The organism is Agrobacterium sp. P15N1-A, assembly GCF_044626815.1.
Classification (GTDB): domain Bacteria; phylum Pseudomonadota; class Alphaproteobacteria; order Rhizobiales; family Rhizobiaceae; genus Agrobacterium; species Agrobacterium leguminum.
Genome location: NZ_JBIUPF010000002.1, coordinates 234,839 through 250,560, shown reverse-complemented (window position 1 = coordinate 250,560; position 15,722 = coordinate 234,839). Strand labels below are relative to the sequence as shown.

Annotated in this window: 21 protein-coding genes; 8 read left to right on the top strand and 13 right to left on the bottom strand. The window is 55.9% G+C overall.

Annotation, left to right across the window (positions count from 1 at the left end):
- Positions 1 to 34 precede the first annotated feature (34 nt).
- Genes ACIK7D_RS09195 through ACIK7D_RS09160 form a run of 8 tightly spaced genes read right to left on the bottom strand, consistent with a single transcriptional unit; the run spans position 35 to position 3,074 of the window.
- On the bottom strand, positions 35 to 271 hold the full coding sequence (locus ACIK7D_RS09195; protein ID WP_400156124.1) for a hypothetical protein: 237 nt from the start codon (positions 269 to 271) through the stop codon (positions 35 to 37).
- The gene (locus tag ACIK7D_RS09190) at positions 268 to 1,050 is read right to left on the bottom strand and encodes a hypothetical protein (protein WP_400156123.1); all 783 of its coding nucleotides are present in this window, start codon (positions 1,048 to 1,050) and stop codon (positions 268 to 270) included. The genes ACIK7D_RS09195 and ACIK7D_RS09190 overlap by 4 nt, the downstream gene beginning before the upstream one ends.
- Positions 1,031 to 1,642 carry a hypothetical protein gene (locus tag ACIK7D_RS09185; RefSeq protein ID WP_400156122.1) on the bottom strand — a complete coding sequence of 204 codons (612 nt, stop codon included), beginning with the start codon at positions 1,640 to 1,642 and terminating at the stop codon, positions 1,031 to 1,033. Before ACIK7D_RS09185 ends, ACIK7D_RS09190 begins: the two co-directional genes overlap by 20 nt.
- A 2-nt stretch (positions 1,643 to 1,644) precedes the next feature.
- Positions 1,645 to 1,860 (bottom strand): hypothetical protein, encoded by a 216-nt coding sequence (locus ACIK7D_RS09180; RefSeq protein WP_400156121.1) that lies wholly within the window; start codon positions 1,858 to 1,860, stop codon positions 1,645 to 1,647.
- Positions 1,857 to 2,135 carry a hypothetical protein gene (locus tag ACIK7D_RS09175; RefSeq protein ID WP_400156120.1) on the bottom strand — a complete coding sequence of 93 codons (279 nt, stop codon included), beginning with the start codon at positions 2,133 to 2,135 and terminating at the stop codon, positions 1,857 to 1,859. Before ACIK7D_RS09175 ends, ACIK7D_RS09180 begins: the two co-directional genes overlap by 4 nt.
- Entirely contained in the window at positions 2,132 to 2,581 is a 450-nt protein-coding gene (locus ACIK7D_RS09170; RefSeq protein ID WP_400156119.1) for a hypothetical protein, read from the bottom strand. Before ACIK7D_RS09170 ends, ACIK7D_RS09175 begins: the two co-directional genes overlap by 4 nt.
- Positions 2,578 to 2,889, bottom strand: a complete 312-nt coding sequence (locus ACIK7D_RS09165; RefSeq protein ID WP_400156118.1) for a hypothetical protein — start codon at positions 2,887 to 2,889, stop codon at positions 2,578 to 2,580. Before ACIK7D_RS09165 ends, ACIK7D_RS09170 begins: the two co-directional genes overlap by 4 nt.
- On the bottom strand, positions 2,886 to 3,074 hold the full coding sequence (locus ACIK7D_RS09160; RefSeq protein ID WP_400156117.1) for a hypothetical protein: 189 nt from the start codon (positions 3,072 to 3,074) through the stop codon (positions 2,886 to 2,888). Before ACIK7D_RS09160 ends, ACIK7D_RS09165 begins: the two co-directional genes overlap by 4 nt.
- Positions 3,075 to 3,190: 116 nt before the next feature.
- Between ACIK7D_RS09160 and ACIK7D_RS09155 the strand changes: the two genes are divergently transcribed.
- The 3 genes from ACIK7D_RS09155 (at position 3,191) to ACIK7D_RS09145 (ending at position 5,862) form a co-directional block, all read left to right on the top strand.
- The gene (locus ACIK7D_RS09155; RefSeq protein WP_400156116.1) at positions 3,191 to 3,697 is read left to right on the top strand and encodes an Arc family DNA-binding protein; all 507 of its coding nucleotides are present in this window, start codon (positions 3,191 to 3,193) and stop codon (positions 3,695 to 3,697) included.
- Positions 3,684 to 4,919 carry a tyrosine-type recombinase/integrase gene (locus ACIK7D_RS09150; protein ID WP_400156115.1) on the top strand — a complete coding sequence of 412 codons (1,236 nt, stop codon included), beginning with the start codon at positions 3,684 to 3,686 and terminating at the stop codon, positions 4,917 to 4,919. The genes ACIK7D_RS09155 and ACIK7D_RS09150 overlap by 14 nt, the downstream gene beginning before the upstream one ends.
- A 373-nt stretch (positions 4,920 to 5,292) precedes the next feature.
- Positions 5,293 to 5,862, top strand: a complete 570-nt coding sequence (locus ACIK7D_RS09145; protein WP_080816595.1) for a hypothetical protein — start codon at positions 5,293 to 5,295, stop codon at positions 5,860 to 5,862.
- Positions 5,863 to 5,917: 55 nt separating this feature from the next.
- Here the strand turns inward: ACIK7D_RS09145 and ACIK7D_RS09140 are convergent, their stop codons facing one another.
- Positions 5,918 to 6,271 carry a nuclear transport factor 2 family protein gene (locus ACIK7D_RS09140; RefSeq protein WP_003522435.1) on the bottom strand — a complete coding sequence of 118 codons (354 nt, stop codon included), beginning with the start codon at positions 6,269 to 6,271 and terminating at the stop codon, positions 5,918 to 5,920.
- 396 nt (positions 6,272 to 6,667) lie between these two features.
- Between ACIK7D_RS09140 and ACIK7D_RS09135 the strand changes: the two genes are divergently transcribed.
- The gene (locus ACIK7D_RS09135; protein ID WP_003522436.1) at positions 6,668 to 7,270 is read left to right on the top strand and encodes a J domain-containing protein; all 603 of its coding nucleotides are present in this window, start codon (positions 6,668 to 6,670) and stop codon (positions 7,268 to 7,270) included.
- Between the two features lie 10 nt (positions 7,271 to 7,280).
- On the opposite strand, the gene ACIK7D_RS09130 is transcribed toward ACIK7D_RS09135, so the two are convergent.
- Together ACIK7D_RS09130 and ACIK7D_RS09125 are read right to left on the bottom strand one after the other, a co-directional pair.
- Positions 7,281 to 7,889 (bottom strand): DUF922 domain-containing Zn-dependent protease, encoded by a 609-nt coding sequence (locus ACIK7D_RS09130; protein WP_400156385.1) that lies wholly within the window; start codon positions 7,887 to 7,889, stop codon positions 7,281 to 7,283.
- A gap of 159 nt (positions 7,890 to 8,048) precedes the next feature.
- On the bottom strand, positions 8,049 to 8,504 hold the full coding sequence (locus ACIK7D_RS09125; protein ID WP_003522438.1) for a PRC-barrel domain-containing protein: 456 nt from the start codon (positions 8,502 to 8,504) through the stop codon (positions 8,049 to 8,051).
- A gap of 141 nt (positions 8,505 to 8,645) precedes the next feature.
- On the opposite strand from ACIK7D_RS09125, the gene ACIK7D_RS09120 reads away from it, so the two are divergent.
- Together ACIK7D_RS09120 and ACIK7D_RS09115 are read left to right on the top strand one after the other, a co-directional pair.
- On the top strand, positions 8,646 to 9,047 hold the full coding sequence (locus tag ACIK7D_RS09120) for a DUF1801 domain-containing protein (RefSeq protein WP_400156384.1): 402 nt from the start codon (positions 8,646 to 8,648) through the stop codon (positions 9,045 to 9,047).
- A 169-nt stretch (positions 9,048 to 9,216) separates the two neighbouring features.
- Complete coding sequence (locus ACIK7D_RS09115; RefSeq protein ID WP_400156114.1) at positions 9,217 to 11,124, top strand: NACHT domain-containing protein; 1,908 nt, start codon at positions 9,217 to 9,219, stop codon at positions 11,122 to 11,124.
- Positions 11,125 to 11,146: 22 nt separating this feature from the next.
- Here ACIK7D_RS09115 and uvrB read toward each other — a convergent pair whose 3' ends face one another.
- Positions 11,147 to 14,113 carry an excinuclease ABC subunit UvrB gene (gene uvrB / locus ACIK7D_RS09110; protein WP_400156113.1) on the bottom strand — a complete coding sequence of 989 codons (2,967 nt, stop codon included), beginning with the start codon at positions 14,111 to 14,113 and terminating at the stop codon, positions 11,147 to 11,149.
- A gap of 270 nt (positions 14,114 to 14,383) precedes the next feature.
- On the opposite strand from uvrB, the gene ACIK7D_RS09105 reads away from it, so the two are divergent.
- Together ACIK7D_RS09105 and ACIK7D_RS09100 are read left to right on the top strand one after the other, a co-directional pair.
- Complete coding sequence (locus ACIK7D_RS09105; RefSeq protein WP_003507620.1) at positions 14,384 to 14,737, top strand: DMT family protein; 354 nt, start codon at positions 14,384 to 14,386, stop codon at positions 14,735 to 14,737.
- Positions 14,738 to 14,843: 106 nt separating this feature from the next.
- Positions 14,844 to 15,266, top strand: coding sequence for a GNAT family N-acetyltransferase (locus tag ACIK7D_RS09100; protein WP_400156383.1), 423 nt, complete (start codon positions 14,844 to 14,846; stop codon positions 15,264 to 15,266).
- A gap of 17 nt (positions 15,267 to 15,283) precedes the next feature.
- Here ACIK7D_RS09100 and ACIK7D_RS09095 read toward each other — a convergent pair whose 3' ends face one another.
- On the bottom strand, positions 15,284 to 15,667 hold the full coding sequence (locus ACIK7D_RS09095; RefSeq protein WP_065655871.1) for a helix-turn-helix domain-containing protein: 384 nt from the start codon (positions 15,665 to 15,667) through the stop codon (positions 15,284 to 15,286).
- Positions 15,668 to 15,722 lie beyond the last annotated feature (55 nt).

Genomic DNA, 15,722 nt, shown 5'->3' with positions numbered 1-15,722 from the left:
TCGGAGAGAATGGGTTAGACTGGGTTTGTTTATGTTATGCTCGAAAGAAGGCCAGCAAGTCGCCTTCGTGCGCGCAGTATCGCCCTCCGATCTGCTTCACTGGGCTACCTTCGACCTTGGCCAGAGTATCGCGGACGAAATCGGCTGATACCCCGATCCGGGCGGCTATCGCTTCGGCCGTCCATATGATCCGAAACGGGTTGCCGGTATCATTCGGCTTGCCAGCGAGGATGGCATCGAGGCGCGAGGCCGTGAGCTTCGGTTGGTTCATGCCACGTTCCTCCGATAGACCAGTTGCCCGACCCGCTGATAAAACCACTGCTCGGTTTCCTTCGACCTCAACATGCAGACATCAGCCCAGTGGAACGGCATGAACATGTCGCTGCTGTCCGTGGTCCGGTTAAATGCCGTCTCGCAAATCTTGCTCATCTCGCCCGCGCCGATCTCCTTGCCTTCGGTCATCTCAATGACGATCCTGTCAAACGTGTCCAAGAACTCATTGTCGTTGGCATAAGCCGAAGGGACATTCTCTCTCGCGTATAGAGATACGGTAACCGTCTTTATTCCAGAGCCGGAAATTTTATCAGGGGTAATGCTGTCAGGTATATTGGTGCATACGGGTGAACCTTCACCTACCCGTTTCTGCACCTTCACCTCGTCCTGCACCTTCACTTTCTGCACCTTCACCTCGGGGTGATTTTGCACCTTCACCTCGGGCAGCTTGAAGTGGATGCGGCGCAGCCTTCCTATGGCTTCTCCCTTCTCGTCTCGCTTCACCATGGTCTGGCGTTCTATCAGGTCAGCGCCTTCAAGAGATATCAGCCCGCGCTTCGCGGTAGAGGTGTTTGTCGTTCCGATCGCGCTGGCGAGGTCTTCGTCAGTCGGGAAAGCATATCCATATTCACGGCTGATGAACGTGGGAAGTACAGTGGCCACGCGAAGGCCAGCCTTGGAAAGAGCGCAGCTTGACGCCACGCTCCTCCATTTATCGCGGAGGTCGTTGAACCGGGCTGCATCGCCAGACAGGAAATCAATGCGGGTCGCGCTCAAGAACGTCCCCCATATCCTCGGAGACAAGCTCCGCTATTCCGTAGTAGCCGGCCTGCGGCACCGTTGTGAAATTGAGTTCCTTGAGTTTACCATCGACCATGTAGTCGAGGGCGGCCCATACAGCATCGGCCCGGATCGGTTTTGAGAACCATCGGGAATTCCATTCCTCTGTGTGGGGGAACTGGTAGAAAAAGAAAAACCCAGGCCGCACGTCGGATTGCCAGATGAGCGTCAAAGGGACCGGCCAACTGCTGCCTTCGAACCACGCGACAAGATAGTCGGACGGCTTCGGCAGATCATTGTCGGCAATGAACTCCAGTGCCGCTTTGATGCCGCCCAAATCGGACACGGTGTCCGGTTTCAGGCCAGACCGCGCCAACTGCATCAGGCGTCTGGCTTTGCGCTCATGAACCCCGGTGCGGACAAGGAACGGTGCCCAGTCCCCGTGCGGGCATTCCTCTTTCGCTTGTAGCAAGAGCGTGCCTGCATCGATCGACTTTTCGATGAACGTCTTTTCAGCAGAAATGGAGGCCTCGTCGGCCTCCTTCACTCGCTCCGCCAGATCGGCAAGATTGTTTGACAAACTCGTCAAGTTTACTTCCTCCCCAGCACATGAAGGCGTTGAAGCTCTCTCGCCACGTCTTGCAGCGAGAGTTCGTAACGAGCGCCGGCAACAACGGTGTTCGGGGAAATCTCGGTCAGCATGTAGCCTCCGAAATTATCCATGCCTTCGGCCTTGCGGGATTTGTGGAAGTCGTAGCCGCTTTCGCGGGCGAGCTTCTTCAAGCGGGCTTCGGGATTGACACTCATTGCTCCCAGTCCCCCATGCTCCATCCAGCGGGCAGCGGGCTTTCACCAAAGCGGGGATTAGCCCAGCCCATGCTTAGCTCGCTGTCGGACGTGTCGTCTTCCAGATCGTCCTCAATGCCATCGCGGCCAAGTCTGCCGCCAGTGCCGAGTGAAGGTTCCGTATCGCCGTTATCTTCCAGGTCGCAGTCGCCATCGACCAGATCGAGGAGAGCAACCAACTCCTCGATCTTCGCTTCGAGACGGGCGCGGGTGATTTCGATGGGGGCGTGTTTCATCGCAGCTTCTCCCCGATGAAGCTCTCAAAGCGAGGCTGTGAAAGCGTCATCCATTTCGAGCGATCCCTTTCACCAACCGGAATTACTGAGAAGGTTGGCTGGCCGCCGATCTGGCGATCCAGTTTCTTGACCCGGTATCGCGAGTAAGTATCGTACCTGTTGCCGCCGCGATAAGTGCCATCACCCTCGTACCGGCCCTTAGCCCACTGAGCTACGATCATAAGCGGCAAAGGGAGGCTTTCATCCAGTTCAACTCGGATACTATCCTCAGCGAAACGGACGTTGGGGTTTATCTCCATTACCGTTGCTTTGAATTCGTCCATCAGCCGGTGTAGGCGCTCGTGGACTGTCTCTTCTGGTGTTGCAATGGCGGCATTGGCAACGGCAGCGATTGGCAGAGAGGCGACGGCAGCGCCGCCTAGGAACGTGCGACGTGTCGTTCTCATTGATGCACTCCCAGGTTCTTCTCGGCCTGCATGAGCTTCATGTACGCCTCGTAAAGCGTATCAGCCAACGCGCTCAGATCGCCTTCACAACCACCGCTCAAGTCTGGCGATTGCAACGCCATCCAGACCACCAGCACGATGGCCTTGGCTCTGTTCACTTCGTCGGCGGCATGCGTGTCTTTTATTTCACGCGCAGCCGTGGTATTCGTTGCCTCGTTCATTTCTTCTTTCCTCATGCAGGGGTGAGTGATTGAGCCACGGTCCGGGAGCGCGCCAACGCTTGCCGGGCCTTTTGCTTTCTTGGTCATGCTGCCTCCATGAAGAAGTCGATGAGCTTCTGACGACTGGCGACGTAGCGCTCGCCCACTTGCTTCACCATCGGAAGATGACCGGATTTCACCATGTGGTAGGTCTGCTGATAGTTGCGGCCGATCAGCTTGCCGATTTCATCGAGGCCCCAGATGAGGTCCATCGCCTCTGTTTTTTCGTTCATTCCTTATCACTCCATTAGGGTTAACGACACCACATTAGTGTCACACCACTTTGGTGTCAAGACATGGTGTCATTTTGGTGTTATGGAGTGAGTGTAATTTATTTCAGGGGTCCGAAATGCCGTCCGAAGACGAAGAAATCCGAATTACGCTGCGAATGTCATCAGGGCTAAGAGATCGGTTGTCGAGCGCCGCATCTGAAAGTTCGAGATCAATGAACGGCGAGATTGTAGAGAGACTGGAAAAGTCCTTTGATGCGTTGCCAGCGATGCCCGATGAGCTAATTGAGCGGATCGAAAGAAAGTCAGAAGAATTAAAGATTCCGGTCAGGTCGCTGGTCTTGAACGCATTGGAAGAAGCTTTTCCGTTTGGCTATTCCATAGGCGAGTTCATTGACGTGTGGGTGTTGCCCATAAGTAAGATCGGCACCCATGCTACGAGAGAAGCTGCGATTGCTGATGCGAACTATGACCCTGAGAGCAAAGCAGCAGGCCTTTACATAAAGCAGTACGCCATAGACGATCTACATATTCTGGAGGTGTATCAGCGCTATGTGGCGGGCTCAAGCGAACCCGTTGCGAGTGTTCTGGTGCAAAGCTTCGGAGAGCCCGATGTCAGTCCGTAAGCGCGAATGGACAACGCCAAAAGGCGAAGCGAAATCCGCCTGGGTGGTTGACTATGTCGATGGCAACGGCACACGCCGGCTGAAGACTTTCAAGCTCAAGAAACAGGCCGACCAGTTCGCAGCCACGGCCACGGTTGAGGTCAGGGAAGGCACGCACGTTGCCGACAGTGCGACTGTTACGGTTGAGGAAGCAGGCAAGCTGTGGATAGCCTCCACGCGAGCGGCAGGTCTTGAGCGGTCGTCTATCGAGGATTACGAGCGCACCCTGCGCCTCCATATCGTGCCGTTTATCGGATCATTGCGATTGAATGCCCTCAACACGGCGCGGCTGCGATCCTATGAAGATCAACTGCGTGACGAGGCTCGCTCCCCATCGATGATCAAGCGGGTAATGACGACGCTCGGCACACTGCTTGCTGATGCTCAAGAGCGTGGCCTTGTAGTGCGCAATGCTGCACGCGAGATGCAGGCGAGAAGGGGAAAGAGCGCAAATCGTCAGGAGAGGCGCCAGAAGGGGCGCTTGAAGGTCGGGGTAGACATTCCCGCCCGTGACGAGGTGAAGGCGCTCCTTGGTGTGTCTGAGGGCCGCTGGCGAGCTTTCGTGCTGGTGGCTGCCTTCTGTGGGCTGAGAGCGTCAGAACTCCGCGGACTGCGATGGCAGGATATCGACTTCAAGAAGAACGAAATCAGGGTGCATCAGCGGGCGGATCGCTTCAATGACATCGGCCGGCCAAAGTCTATCTCGGGCGAGCGCGTTATTCCGGCGCCACCGATCGTCACCAATGCGTTGAAGGAATGGAAGCTGGCTTGTCCCCGAAGAGACACCGGCAAGCGCGACGATGACGATAACCCGGTGCTCGTGCTTGATCTGGTTTTCCCGAACGGGCTGGGCAAGGTTGAAAGCCTGAAGAACATCCTCCGCAGACACATCCATCCTGCGTGGGTAAAGGCCGGCGTCGTCTCGGACGTGGAAGAACTCGATGAGGATGGCAAGCCAGTGCTGGCACCGAAGTATTCCGGCCTGCATTGCCTTCGTCACTGGTTCGCGTCGTGGTGCATCAATCGACGGGAAGATGGAGGCCTCGGGCTACCCCCGAAGGTGGTGCAGGAGCGCATGGGGCACTCGACAATCGCAATGACGATGGACACCTATGGCCATCTGTTCCCGCGTGATGATGACGGCTCGGAACTGGCTGCTGCCGCTGACTACTTCACATCTTGACGCGACATGGACGCAACAGGTAAGGCGACAACCCATGTATTACGGGCTTTAGATTATGATTTGTAATCAGGGGGTCGCGGGTTCGAACCCTGCCGGGGGCACCAGTAAAATCAATCGCTTAATCCTGAAATCTATTTGGTTGAATGCACCGGGTGACGGGCGACATTGCGTCTGCCGCTGCCGGTGGTTGAGCCCCGATGAAACTGGAATGCCCGGCTTCGGCCTGCCGGCCCGGGGAACTTTCGCATCGGGAAGCTGGTCCTGCCCACTGGAAGGTGAGATCGGGAAGGGCGGGGCATCCGCCAGAGTTGTAAAGCCCGAAGGTTTAAGCATATTGTTCGGCGGATAAGTTGAGCAACAGCGGGCGCTTTCAATGGATGCATATGGTCATTTGCGGATATTGGTAAGCCTCATCCTCGGCCTGGCCATCACCAGGGTGTTGTCCGGTCTTTCCAGAAGGCTGCAGGAGCCGCAGAAAACCGACCGCATGCACGCGCAGATCGTCTGGTCGATTGTCCTGCTTCTTGGAGCGGTCCATTTCTGGTGGTGGGAGTTTGCCCTGCGGCTGATCCACAACTGGAATTTCTGGATTTACATTTTCGTTCTGGTCTACACGTCGCTGTTCTTTTTGATGTCGACGCTGCTTTATCCCGATCACATTCAGGAATTGTCCGAACGGGAAAGTTTTTTCGTGCGCAGGCGACATGCGTTCTTTGCCCTGTTTGCCGCCTCCTTCGTCTTCGATCTGCTGGACACCTACATCAAGGGCAGGGAACACTTCGAACAGCTCGGGCCATGGTATCTGGCAAGGATAGTCGGCGGTCTGCTTATCGCGATTGTGGCGATGAGAACCGATAGCAGCCGCAAAATCATGTGGCTCGGTGTTATCTGGCTCTTCTTTAACGCGCTCTGGATAACGGCGATCTACAGCGACCTGTTCTAACTCCTTCATCGGAAAAGTAACCGGATCGCGAGCGGGGTGGCGGTTTCGGTGATGCCTACGGCTTTATGTGATAGAGCTTGTGCACGATCGACCAGTTGCCGTCGCGTTCCAGCAGGGAGAGATATTCGTAAAAATCCATGCCGTCGAAACGGGTCGTCAGCTTCACCGAGGCGCTGTCGCCTTCCTTGTCGATGCCCATGATTTCAAAGGCGGGATCGTGATCGGGGAGGCCGCGTTCGCTTTTGCGCATCTGGTCGACAAAGTCCTCCAGGGACAGCCATTCGATTTCGCCCTCGAAGGTTCCGACGATGCTGGCGCGCGGGTCGAAAACGTCGCGCATCAGGCTTTCATCCGCATAGGCCATGGCATGGACATAGTCCGTGACGGTCTGGGTAATCGTTTGCGGCATCGGATCGTCCTCCCTTTCAATCCAAAAGCCGAGCTTACACCCGTTGACGTCTTTCCACCATAACCCCCTGAAAACGCGCCGGTTACGCTTCTCCCCATGGTGTTTTCCGGCCGGTTGCGGCAGCCGCGGTGCGGAACCGTGCGGCATGTTTTGCCGCCGCTTTCCACAATTTTGTCCTGCCTGTCATTATAGTCGCCTTGGGTCCGACAAATTTCGGCATCAAGGGCTTTTCCGCCCGTTACGATGCGGCGCGCCATGAGGCTTTGTGTGGGCTTTGCCGGTTTAACCGCCCGGGCGGGGTGCCGCGCCGGGCGGAATTGGCCTATGATCCGCCCGCGTGCCAGACGGGAGCGGTGTTGGGCATGCGGGTAACAGTTTGCGTTTGAAGGTGTTTTTGTGATTGATCCCTATGTTTTGCTTGGCGTGGAGCGCGATGCCGACGAGGCGGCGATCAAGTCGGCCTACCGCAAGGTGGCCAAGGCCGCGCATCCCGATAGCGGCGGCGACGCCGAGCAATTCGCGCGCCTGCAGACGGCCTATGAGCTGCTGAAGGATCCGGTGCGCCGCAAGGTATTCGACGATACCGGCTACGATCCGCAGCTTGCCGACGCCAAGGACCTCAAGGGCTTGCTGATGCTGGAAACGCTGGTGAATGAATTCATTCTGGACGAACGCGAACCCGGCAGTTTCGACCCCGTGGCCGCCATGCGCCGCAAGCTGACCGACGATATTCTGAAAAGCCGTTTCCATATTCTCGAGCTTGAACGGCACCGCACGCGGGTTCGCAAACATATGGACCGTCTCGGCCGCAAGCCGGAAACCGATGTGCTGAGTTCCATGCTGCGCGCCCGCAGCCAGTCCATAGCCGAAGCCATCCGTAATGCCGAAGCGCAGATCGAGGCAATCGAACAGGCCTATACGATGCTCGAAGGTTATTCCTACGAGCTGGAAAGCGTGACGCTGGCCGAGCCCCTGCTGAAAGGCGAGGCGGCGGAATAGCCGCGGCCGTTCAGGGGCCGTTGACGAGGGCCAGGATGAGCTGATGCACCCGCCCGCCCGGGGAAAGCTCGTCGCGGTCGAAATCGCGGCCGCGCTGGCGCTGCTCGTTGGAAAGCTCACCCAGACGCTGTTGCAGAACGGCGCGCACCTTCTGGCATTTTGGATCGTTCTCCGCCCTCAGCCCGATGCTGAAGGCCTCGATCTTTTTCACCATGTCGAGAATATGGTCACCATGGACGCGCTCGTGGGTTTCCACGCCGGAGATGAAGGTTCTCCAGCTGGCGGCGACGCCGGGCGGCAGATTGGCCGGCGCTTTCGGCCAGGTGTAGATGATGGTGAGATTGGGCCTCGCGGTGGCCAGCACGCAGGCGCCATCCGGCTGCGGACGGTAATCCCGCCGCCATGTCAGCTTGAAGGTGGTGTGGGCAATGGCCTGCACGCCGGCGGTCGGACCACGCTCGCCAATCGATTGATAAAGCGCACCGCCCGAATTGCCGCTGATGGCGTAGGTTTTTATCTGCTCGGCCGGTTTCCAGTCGGCCGCCTGCGCTGACAGCGGCAGGGCGCCGAGCGCGATGGCGGTGCTGATGGCAAAGGAAAAGAGGCTATTGGCGGGCACGCAGCGATCCTTGGTGATTTGCGCGCCGAAGATAGGCGAGGCGCGCGCCGTCAGGCAAGTGCCCTCCGGCAGAGCGTGCCGGGTTTTTCCATAGGGTGCCACATATGAAAACCCCCGCGACAGGGCGCGGGGGGACAAGCTTGCGGACTGCAGGGGTAATCAGTCGTCCAGCTTGTCGTAATCGAGCTTCGGGGCGTTCTGAAGCGCTTCCTTGGTGGTGTCGACATAGGCCTTCCAGGTGCCGTTGTCGTTGTGGACAGCAACGGAAGCCGGGTCGAGCACCACATAGCTCTTGTCGATGCCGAGGAAACCGCCGACGCTGGCCACAAGGCCGATCACCGACTTGCCGTCGCCGATGACGACATCTTCGATTTCGCCGATGTTTTCGTTCTGGGCGTTATAGATGTCCATGCCATCGAGCTGGGACGCGGTGAGGTCGGTCTTCTGGACATTGACGAACTTCAGCGGGCCGCTGGCCTTGGTGCCCATGGTAATGCCTGGGCCGGACAAAGTGGCGTCCGCGCCGGCAGCAGGAGCAGTAGTGGCCGTCTGGGCGAAAGCCACGGAAGAGGAGAGCGCTGCTGCCGCAGCGAGCGCGATGACCTTGATTTTCATGATGTTTCTTCCCTTTGTATGCTGAACGTTGCGTTCGGGGAGGAAACGATGGGAGGCGGATTTGGTTCCTCATGGGAGGACAGGAAAATTTCGTCTATGCTAAAAAAAGGAACAGGCGTGCGTCGAAATCGGGAGGATGCCATGGCGAAAAACACGATGACGAAAGATGCGGAGGAGACCGCACCATCGGACTTCATCGACCGCAAGATCGCGGAGCTCGGCGACTGGCGCGGCGAGACGCTCGCGCATATTCGCGCGGTGATCAGCAAGGCCGATCCGGAGGTGGTGGAAGAGGTGAAATGGCGCGGCGTGCCGGTCTGGTCGCATGCGGGCATTCTCTGCACCGGCGAAACCTACAAAAGCGCGGTGAAGATGACATTTGCGAAGGGAGCCTCGCTGGAGGACCCGGCGGGGCTGTTCAATTCGAGCCTTGAGGGTAATACGCGGCGGGCGATTGATTTTCACGAGGGGGATATCGTGAATGAGGAGGCGCTGGCGGCGCTGATCCGGGCGGCGGTGGCGTTGAATAACCTAAAAATCTAGTTTCTTGAAAACTGTAGTAAATATCGAAGAATTCTGCGTTCGTGGTAGTTATTATAAATAACATTTGTATTTCATAAATGAAATTATAGCCTATCGCGCGATTTGTGAATTTACATTCATCTACAATATAATAGGTGTATTTACATCTAATTGATTCTGGGTGTTTTAAATGGAAATGGACATAAATAAAATCGCCGTAGGGGTTGTCACGGATTTAACTAAAACAACTGTTAAAAGTATTTTTTCCTATTTGCCGGGAAAAATTATTTCAAAATACGAGGTATATTTCCGAAACTTTGAGGATTACCTTGAGAAGACGCATAAGGTTTGCAGTATAGTTAGGACTATTATTAGCAAAGATAGGCCTACAAGTATTGAAGATATTTATGTAAAAGGAAGATACAAGTGCGGCAAAGAGATCATTGGAGACGATGAGCTCGCGCAAAAAATCCGAGACGGGCAGAGGGTAATTGTTTCTGGTTTTGGGGGAATCGGTAAAACGATATTCTGCAAATATTTATGGAAATCATTGTATGATAATCCAATAGGAAAAGTTCCTATATATTTCGAGCTACGTAATATAAATGATATAACTACACAAAATCTTTCCACTTATATTAGGCTTTCCTTGACGGTGGCTGATCGCCCCGTCCCCGAGGCAATATTCAGTGAAATGATGGCCAACGGACGATTTGTATTTATTTTTGATGGATTTGACGAGGTGCCTGAAAGATTTCGTCTTGATATCCAAGCGCAAATACTGGAGTTAGCTGCGCGATATGAAGGATGTGGCTTCGTTGTTTCAAGTCGTGCGGACGACAGATTTAGTTCGTGGTTAGAGTTCCACACTTATCACGCCAACGAATTCGACAAAGAGCAGTCGCGACTGGTTATTCAAAAAATTGAATTTGATCGCGAAATTAAGAAGGAGTTTATGTCGGAGATACTGGAAAAGCGATATGAAGACTATAGAACGTTCTTTTCAACGCCGCTATTAACTTTGATGATGTTGATGACGTATTTGCAAATAAGATATGTACCAGACAGCCGTCATGTTTTTTATAGGTATGCCTTCCAGACACTCTACACTTTACATGATGCTTCAAAACAGGGCTTTCAAAGAAAGCGTTTCATTGAAATGGGAGAGAGTGATTTTATAAATGTTTTTTCTTTGTTTTGCCTTGTTTCTTACGCTGACATGGAGCACTCTTTTACAAGATCTGAGATAATAAATTATATTAATAAAGTAAAATCTAGATCTAGGGTGGATTATGATCCGGAATTATTTTTGAAGGAATGCGTAGAATCTGTGAATCTTATATACAAGGATGGCGATAATTACTCATTTATACATAGGTCTTTTCAGGAATATTTTTGTGCGTACGCGGTGACACATTATTTCCCGGACAAAATATCGGAAGTTATTGAAAGAATACCCGTTCAAAGGGCCGATTCTGTTTTTCCGATGATGTATTCTATTAATCCGGAGATTATGGCCAAAATGTACGTTATACCCGTATATAAAGGGTTGCAGAAAGATATAATTGCAGCAACAAAAAAGACGGATCCTATGGATATAATTTCATTATTTGCTAACAAAATAGACATTTTTTTTAATTCTGACAGTCGGCAAATATCATATGGTTATAGAATAGATTACAAGGAAAGACTGCATCATTTTGTTGAGTCGATAGTGTGTACTTTTAAGAATGACGTTCCAAGTGAAATGAATAGGCAGTTTGTTGGCCACTCAGAACTGAGAGCTCTGGTGACTGCGCTACGGAGTTTGATACCAAAAAGTCGCGGCAAAAAATCAATTGTATTCTATCATGCGACGTTTGATTTTGCGAAAAAGCGTCTATCGCTCTCGGCTGGCTCAAATAGGTTCTCGGAAGATGGGGACGAATTACTAAAGGACATGAACGCCCAGGAAACGAGTTTAGTAAATATGCGCTATTTCTCTGTTCTATCTCAGAACTATAAATCTCACGTGGTTTTTGTAAAAAAGAAATGCGACGAAATGGTTAGAATAAATAATGAGGTGAATAAGAGCGGGGATGATATATTATCCTTGTGATTAGTTTTAATTAACCGTCCTTTCACCGCCCCGGCCGGCCCGTCTTGCCCTTGGTCCGGCTCTTGCGCTTCTGCTCGCCGGCATCCTCATAGGAACCCGCGCCGATCTTGCCACGCACCAGCGGCCGCGGGTCATCCGTGGCTCGTTCGGGCTGACCTTCGAGAAGCGGTGAGAACCGTTTGCCGGGCTCGGTCTCGGGCTTGTCGGGCACCGCGCCGCGCACGGGTTTTTCGGTTCTGCCCACCGTCATCTCGTCCAGCGTGTTCCTGCGGAAAAGCGGTTTTCCCGCATCCGAGCCGGGGCCCATTTCATCCAGCGAGGGTTTGGCGAAGAGGGATTTGCCGCTTTCGTTCGCTGCGGCGCCCGCCTCCGTCCTGCCGGATGTCTCAGCCTCCGGCGGGGAGATCGACAAGTGGCTGCGTCTGTTGTTTTTTCCGCCGCCTTCGATGGCGCGGGCCTCCTCCTTGGCCATCGGGTCGTCCATGGTCGCCAGTTCGGCGGCCTTGAGGCGTTTGATTTCGTCGCGCAGGCGGGCGGCTTTTTCGAAGTCGAGATCGGCTGCGGCGTCGCGCATGGATTTTTCCAGCGCGTTGAGATGGGCCTGCAGATTATTGCCGACGAGGTGGCCGCCATCGGCGAAGCCCTTGCCGGAAACGCCAGAAATATCGGCCCTTACGTGATCGCGCTCATAAACAGAATCAAGAATGTCGGAGATCTTCGCCTTGACCGATTCCGGCGTGATGCCGTGTTCGGCGTTATAGGCCATCTGCTTTTCGCGGCGGCGGGAGGTTTCCTCCATCGCCCGCTTCATCGAGCCGGTGATGTTGTCTGCGTAGAGGATGACCTTGCCGTCGACGTTGCGGGCGGCGCGGCCGATGGTCTGGATCAGCGAGGTTTCCGAGCGCAGGAAGCCTTCCTTGTCGGCATCGAGGATGGCGACGAAACCGCATTCGGGAATATCGAGACCCTCGCGCAAGAGGTTGATACCGACAAGCACGTCGAAAGCGCCAAGGCGCAGGTCGCGGATGATCTCGATGCGCTCCAGCGTGTCGATATCCGAGTGCATGTAACGGACGCGGACGCCCTGTTCATGCAGATATTCGGTCAAGTCCTCGGCCATGCGTTTGGTCAGCACGGTGCAGAGCGTGCGATAACCCTTGGCGGCGGTTTCGCGGATTTCGCCGAGAACGTCGTCCACCTGGCTGCGGGCGGAGCGCACTTCCACCGGTGGATCGATGAGGCCGGTCGGGCGGATGACCTGTTCGGCGAAGACGCCGCCGGACTGTTCCATTTCCCACGAGCCGGGGGTTGCCGAAACCGCCACGGTGAGCGGGCGCATCGCGTCCCATTCCTCGAAGCGCAGCGGCCGGTTGTCCATGCAGGAGGGCAGGCGGAAGCCGTATTCGGCCAGCGTCGCCTTGCGCCTGAAGTCGCCGCGATACATGCCGCCGATCTGGCTGACGGAGACGTGGCTTTCATCGATGAACAGCAGCGCGTTATCAGGGATATATTCGAACAGGGTCGGCGGCGGTTCGCCGGGATTGCGGCCGGTGAGATAACGCGAATAGTTCTCGATACCGGCGCAGGAGCCGGTCGCCTCCAGCATTTCCACATCGTAGCGGGTGCGCTGTTCCAGCCGCTGGGCCTCCAGCAGGCGTCCGGCCTTTTCCAGTTCGGCGAGGCGGCCCTTCAATTCTTCCTTGATCGACTTGATCGCGCCGTTGAGCGTCGGGCGTGGGGTGACATAGTGAGAATTGGCGTAAATCTTGACGGATTGCAGATCGCCGGTCTTCTGGCCGCTCAGCGGGTCGAATTCGGTGATGGAATCGATCTCGTCGCCGAACATCGAGATGCGCCAGGCGGCGTCCTCAAGGTGGGCCGGGAAGATTTCGATGGTATCGCCGCGCACGCGGAACGAGCCGCGCTGGAAATCCATGTCGCGGCGCTTGTATTGCTGGGCCACGAGGTCGGCCAGAAGCTGGCGCTGGTCCAGCCGGTCGCCCACCTGCATCTGGAAGGTCATGGCCGTATAGGTCTCGACCGAACCGATACCGTAGATGCAGGAAACCGAGGCGACGATGATGCAGTCGTCGCGTTCCAGCAACGAACGGGTGGCGGAGTGGCGCATCCGGTCGATCTGTTCGTTGATCGAGGATTCCTTCTCGATGAAGGTGTCGGAGCGCGGCACATAGGCTTCCGGCTGGTAATAATCGTAGTAGGAGACGAAATATTCCACCGCATTGTCGGGGAAGAAGTTCTTGAACTCCGAATAGAGCTGCGCGGCCAGCGTCTTGTTGGGCGCAAGGATGACAGCCGGGCGCTGCGTCGCCTCGATCACCTTGGCCATGGTAAAGGTCTTGCCCGAGCCGGTGACGCCGAGCAGCACCTGACTGCGCTCGCCGGAATTGATGCCTTCGACGAGATCGGCAATGGCGGTCGGCTGGTCGCCGGCGGGCTGGTAATCCGAGGCCATGCGGATGGCGACGCCGCCTTCCGATTTCGGCGGGCGGGCCGGGCGGTGCGGCGTCCACAGCTTGCCGTCCTTGAACAGCGGATTGCCGCTCTCGATCAGCTTCGACAGCGCGTCCACCGTTGCGGTGACTGCGCCCGGCGCGAGGTTGGCGGCATCCTCCAGCGACACGTCCATGCCGGCGACCGGATTGAGGCCGGCGGCGGCGCGGGTTTTCGGATCGCTCGATGCGCCGATGGAAACGCCGCGTGCGGTCTTGGAGGCCGTGGTGTTCTTGGCCGTCTTCGGGGGGGCTTTCTGGGCCTCCTTGCGTGCCTCGATCTCGATCTTCTTGCGGTGCTTGCCCGCCTTCGAGGCGATTTCGCGCTGGGTTTCCACGGAGGACGCCTCCGCTTCCGCCTCGAGCTGCTTCACCCAGTCAGCGACGCTGCCGCTGAGCGGCGCGCCTTCGAAGGACGATTGCGGAGCTTCCTCGAAGCCCGAGGGCGAGGAGGGGGACTTTTTCGGTGATCTGGCCATGGGCGAAATATGGAGGGAGTCACGCATAAAGGGAAGGGGATGCGGTGAAAAAATGAGTACAAAAAGGAAACGAAGCGCGGGGAACAAATTTTGGCCGAATGCGTTGCGTAGCGGCTGACGATAGCTCTGATAAAATTCGTAGAAAATCGATTCCGGTTTTCGGGCGGATGCGCTAGAGCAAATCCATACGGGCGGAATGAGGGTTCCCTTCTAACTGCCTTCTCCTGCCGCATTTCATGACATCCCTCCCTTTTTTTTCCAGGACCCATCATGCCGTTCTCAATCAGCCCTGCCCATATCTGGCCTGTCCTGATGCTTATCGCCTCCAATGTTTTCATGACCTTCGCCTGGTACGGCCACCTCAAGCACAAGGGCAGCGCGCTCTTTCTGGCGATTGTCGCCAGCTGGGGTATCGCCTTCTTCGAATATGTGCTTGCCGTTCCCGCGAACCGCATCGGTTCGGAGGTCTATTCCACCGCGCAGCTCAAGACCATTCAGGAAGTCATCACGCTCGCGGTCTTCGCGCTGTTTTCGATCTTCTGGCTGAAGGAAAGCATCACCATCAATCACGTGATCGGTTTCGCGCTGATCGCCTTCGGTGCGTCCTTCATTTTCCGCTCCTGAAAACCAACGACTAGACCGGCGCCTTGCCGGCCCGGAACAGTCGCAACGGATATGAGGTGATGTATCGATGAAAATACGGCCTGCGAAAGTTGACGATGCAACGGGAATGGCGGCGGTTCAGAACGAGATATTCTCGTCCGGCCTTCGAAAAGCGCCGACGGATATCACGGCGGTGCTGGAGAATTACATCCAGCACGCCGACCGTATCGAATGCTCGGTCGCCGAGGACGACGACGGGCGTATCCTGGGCTTCCAGTCGCTGCGTTATGCGCGCACGGGCAATCCCTATGGCGTGGCGGAAGGCTGGGGCATCATCGGCACCCATGTCAGCCCGCAGGCGGCGCGAAGAGGTGTGGGATCCGCCCTCTTCGCGGCAACGCGCAGGGCGGCGGAGGCGCGGGGCATTCAGAATATCGATGCCAGCATCGGCGCGGACAACATGCTCGGGCAGAGTTATTACGACGCCATGGGATTTACGACCTATCGCCAGCCGGAAGGGCTGGTCTGCAAGGTTTACCGCCTGGGCTAGACGCGGCCTGCTTCCGGTCAGCCGCGATTGTCGTTTTCGGAATATTGCAGGCGCGCCTTGCAGATGCGAACGTGGTTCTCGTCAGCCCATTGCACCAGCAATTGCATCGGCACCAGAAACGAGCGGCCGAGATTGGTCAGCTCATATTCAACGCGCGGCGGCACCTCGGCATAGAGCGTGCGGCGGATGAAGCCATCCTCTTCCAGCCGTTTCAGGGTGCGGGACAACATCTGCTTGGAAATATCGTCGATCCTGCGGTTCAGTTCGTTGAAGCGCAGCACGCCGCCCTGCAGGGCTTCCAGAACCAAAAGGCTCCATTGATCGCCGATACGGTCGAGCACGTCGCGGATGGGGCAGGGCTGGTCGAAGGCAAAAACTTCTTTCGTCTGCGTATCCGCCATGTCCTTATCCCTTGCCCTTTTTACCCTTGCAGGTCATCGCCATGTGACCAGATCA

What these genes read in the sequence shown, in the direction of transcription:
- ACIK7D_RS09195 (WP_400156124.1), bottom strand. Translation starts at nt 271, where the DNA reads ATGAACCAACCGAAGCTCACGGCCTCGCGCCTCGATGCCATCCTCGCT.
- ACIK7D_RS09180 (WP_400156121.1), bottom strand. Translation starts at nt 1,860, where the DNA reads ATGAGTGTCAATCCCGAAGCCCGCTTGAAGAAGCTCGCCCGCGAAAGC.
- ACIK7D_RS09175 (WP_400156120.1), bottom strand. Translation starts at nt 2,135, where the DNA reads ATGAAACACGCCCCCATCGAAATCACCCGCGCCCGTCTCGAAGCGAAG.
- ACIK7D_RS09170 (WP_400156119.1), bottom strand. Translation starts at nt 2,581, where the DNA reads ATGAGAACGACACGTCGCACGTTCCTAGGCGGCGCTGCCGTCGCCTCT.
- ACIK7D_RS09165 (WP_400156118.1), bottom strand. Translation starts at nt 2,889, where the DNA reads ATGACCAAGAAAGCAAAAGGCCCGGCAAGCGTTGGCGCGCTCCCGGAC.
- ACIK7D_RS09160 (WP_400156117.1), bottom strand. Translation starts at nt 3,074, where the DNA reads ATGAACGAAAAAACAGAGGCGATGGACCTCATCTGGGGCCTCGATGAA.
- ACIK7D_RS09155 (WP_400156116.1), top strand. Translation starts at nt 3,191, where the DNA reads ATGCCGTCCGAAGACGAAGAAATCCGAATTACGCTGCGAATGTCATCA.
- ACIK7D_RS09150 (WP_400156115.1), top strand. Translation starts at nt 3,684, where the DNA reads ATGTCAGTCCGTAAGCGCGAATGGACAACGCCAAAAGGCGAAGCGAAA.
- ACIK7D_RS09145 (WP_080816595.1), top strand. Translation starts at nt 5,293, where the DNA reads ATGGATGCATATGGTCATTTGCGGATATTGGTAAGCCTCATCCTCGGC.
- ACIK7D_RS09140 (WP_003522435.1), bottom strand. Translation starts at nt 6,271, where the DNA reads ATGCCGCAAACGATTACCCAGACCGTCACGGACTATGTCCATGCCATG.
- ACIK7D_RS09125 (WP_003522438.1), bottom strand. Translation starts at nt 8,504, where the DNA reads ATGAAAATCAAGGTCATCGCGCTCGCTGCGGCAGCAGCGCTCTCCTCT.
- ACIK7D_RS09120 (WP_400156384.1), top strand. Translation starts at nt 8,646, where the DNA reads ATGGCGAAAAACACGATGACGAAAGATGCGGAGGAGACCGCACCATCG.
- ACIK7D_RS09115 (WP_400156114.1), top strand. Translation starts at nt 9,217, where the DNA reads ATGGAAATGGACATAAATAAAATCGCCGTAGGGGTTGTCACGGATTTA.
- uvrB (WP_400156113.1), bottom strand. Translation starts at nt 14,113, where the DNA reads ATGGCCAGATCACCGAAAAAGTCCCCCTCCTCGCCCTCGGGCTTCGAG.
- ACIK7D_RS09105 (WP_003507620.1), top strand. Translation starts at nt 14,384, where the DNA reads ATGCCGTTCTCAATCAGCCCTGCCCATATCTGGCCTGTCCTGATGCTT.
- ACIK7D_RS09100 (WP_400156383.1), top strand. Translation starts at nt 14,844, where the DNA reads ATGGCGGCGGTTCAGAACGAGATATTCTCGTCCGGCCTTCGAAAAGCG.
- ACIK7D_RS09095 (WP_065655871.1), bottom strand. Translation starts at nt 15,667, where the DNA reads ATGGCGGATACGCAGACGAAAGAAGTTTTTGCCTTCGACCAGCCCTGC.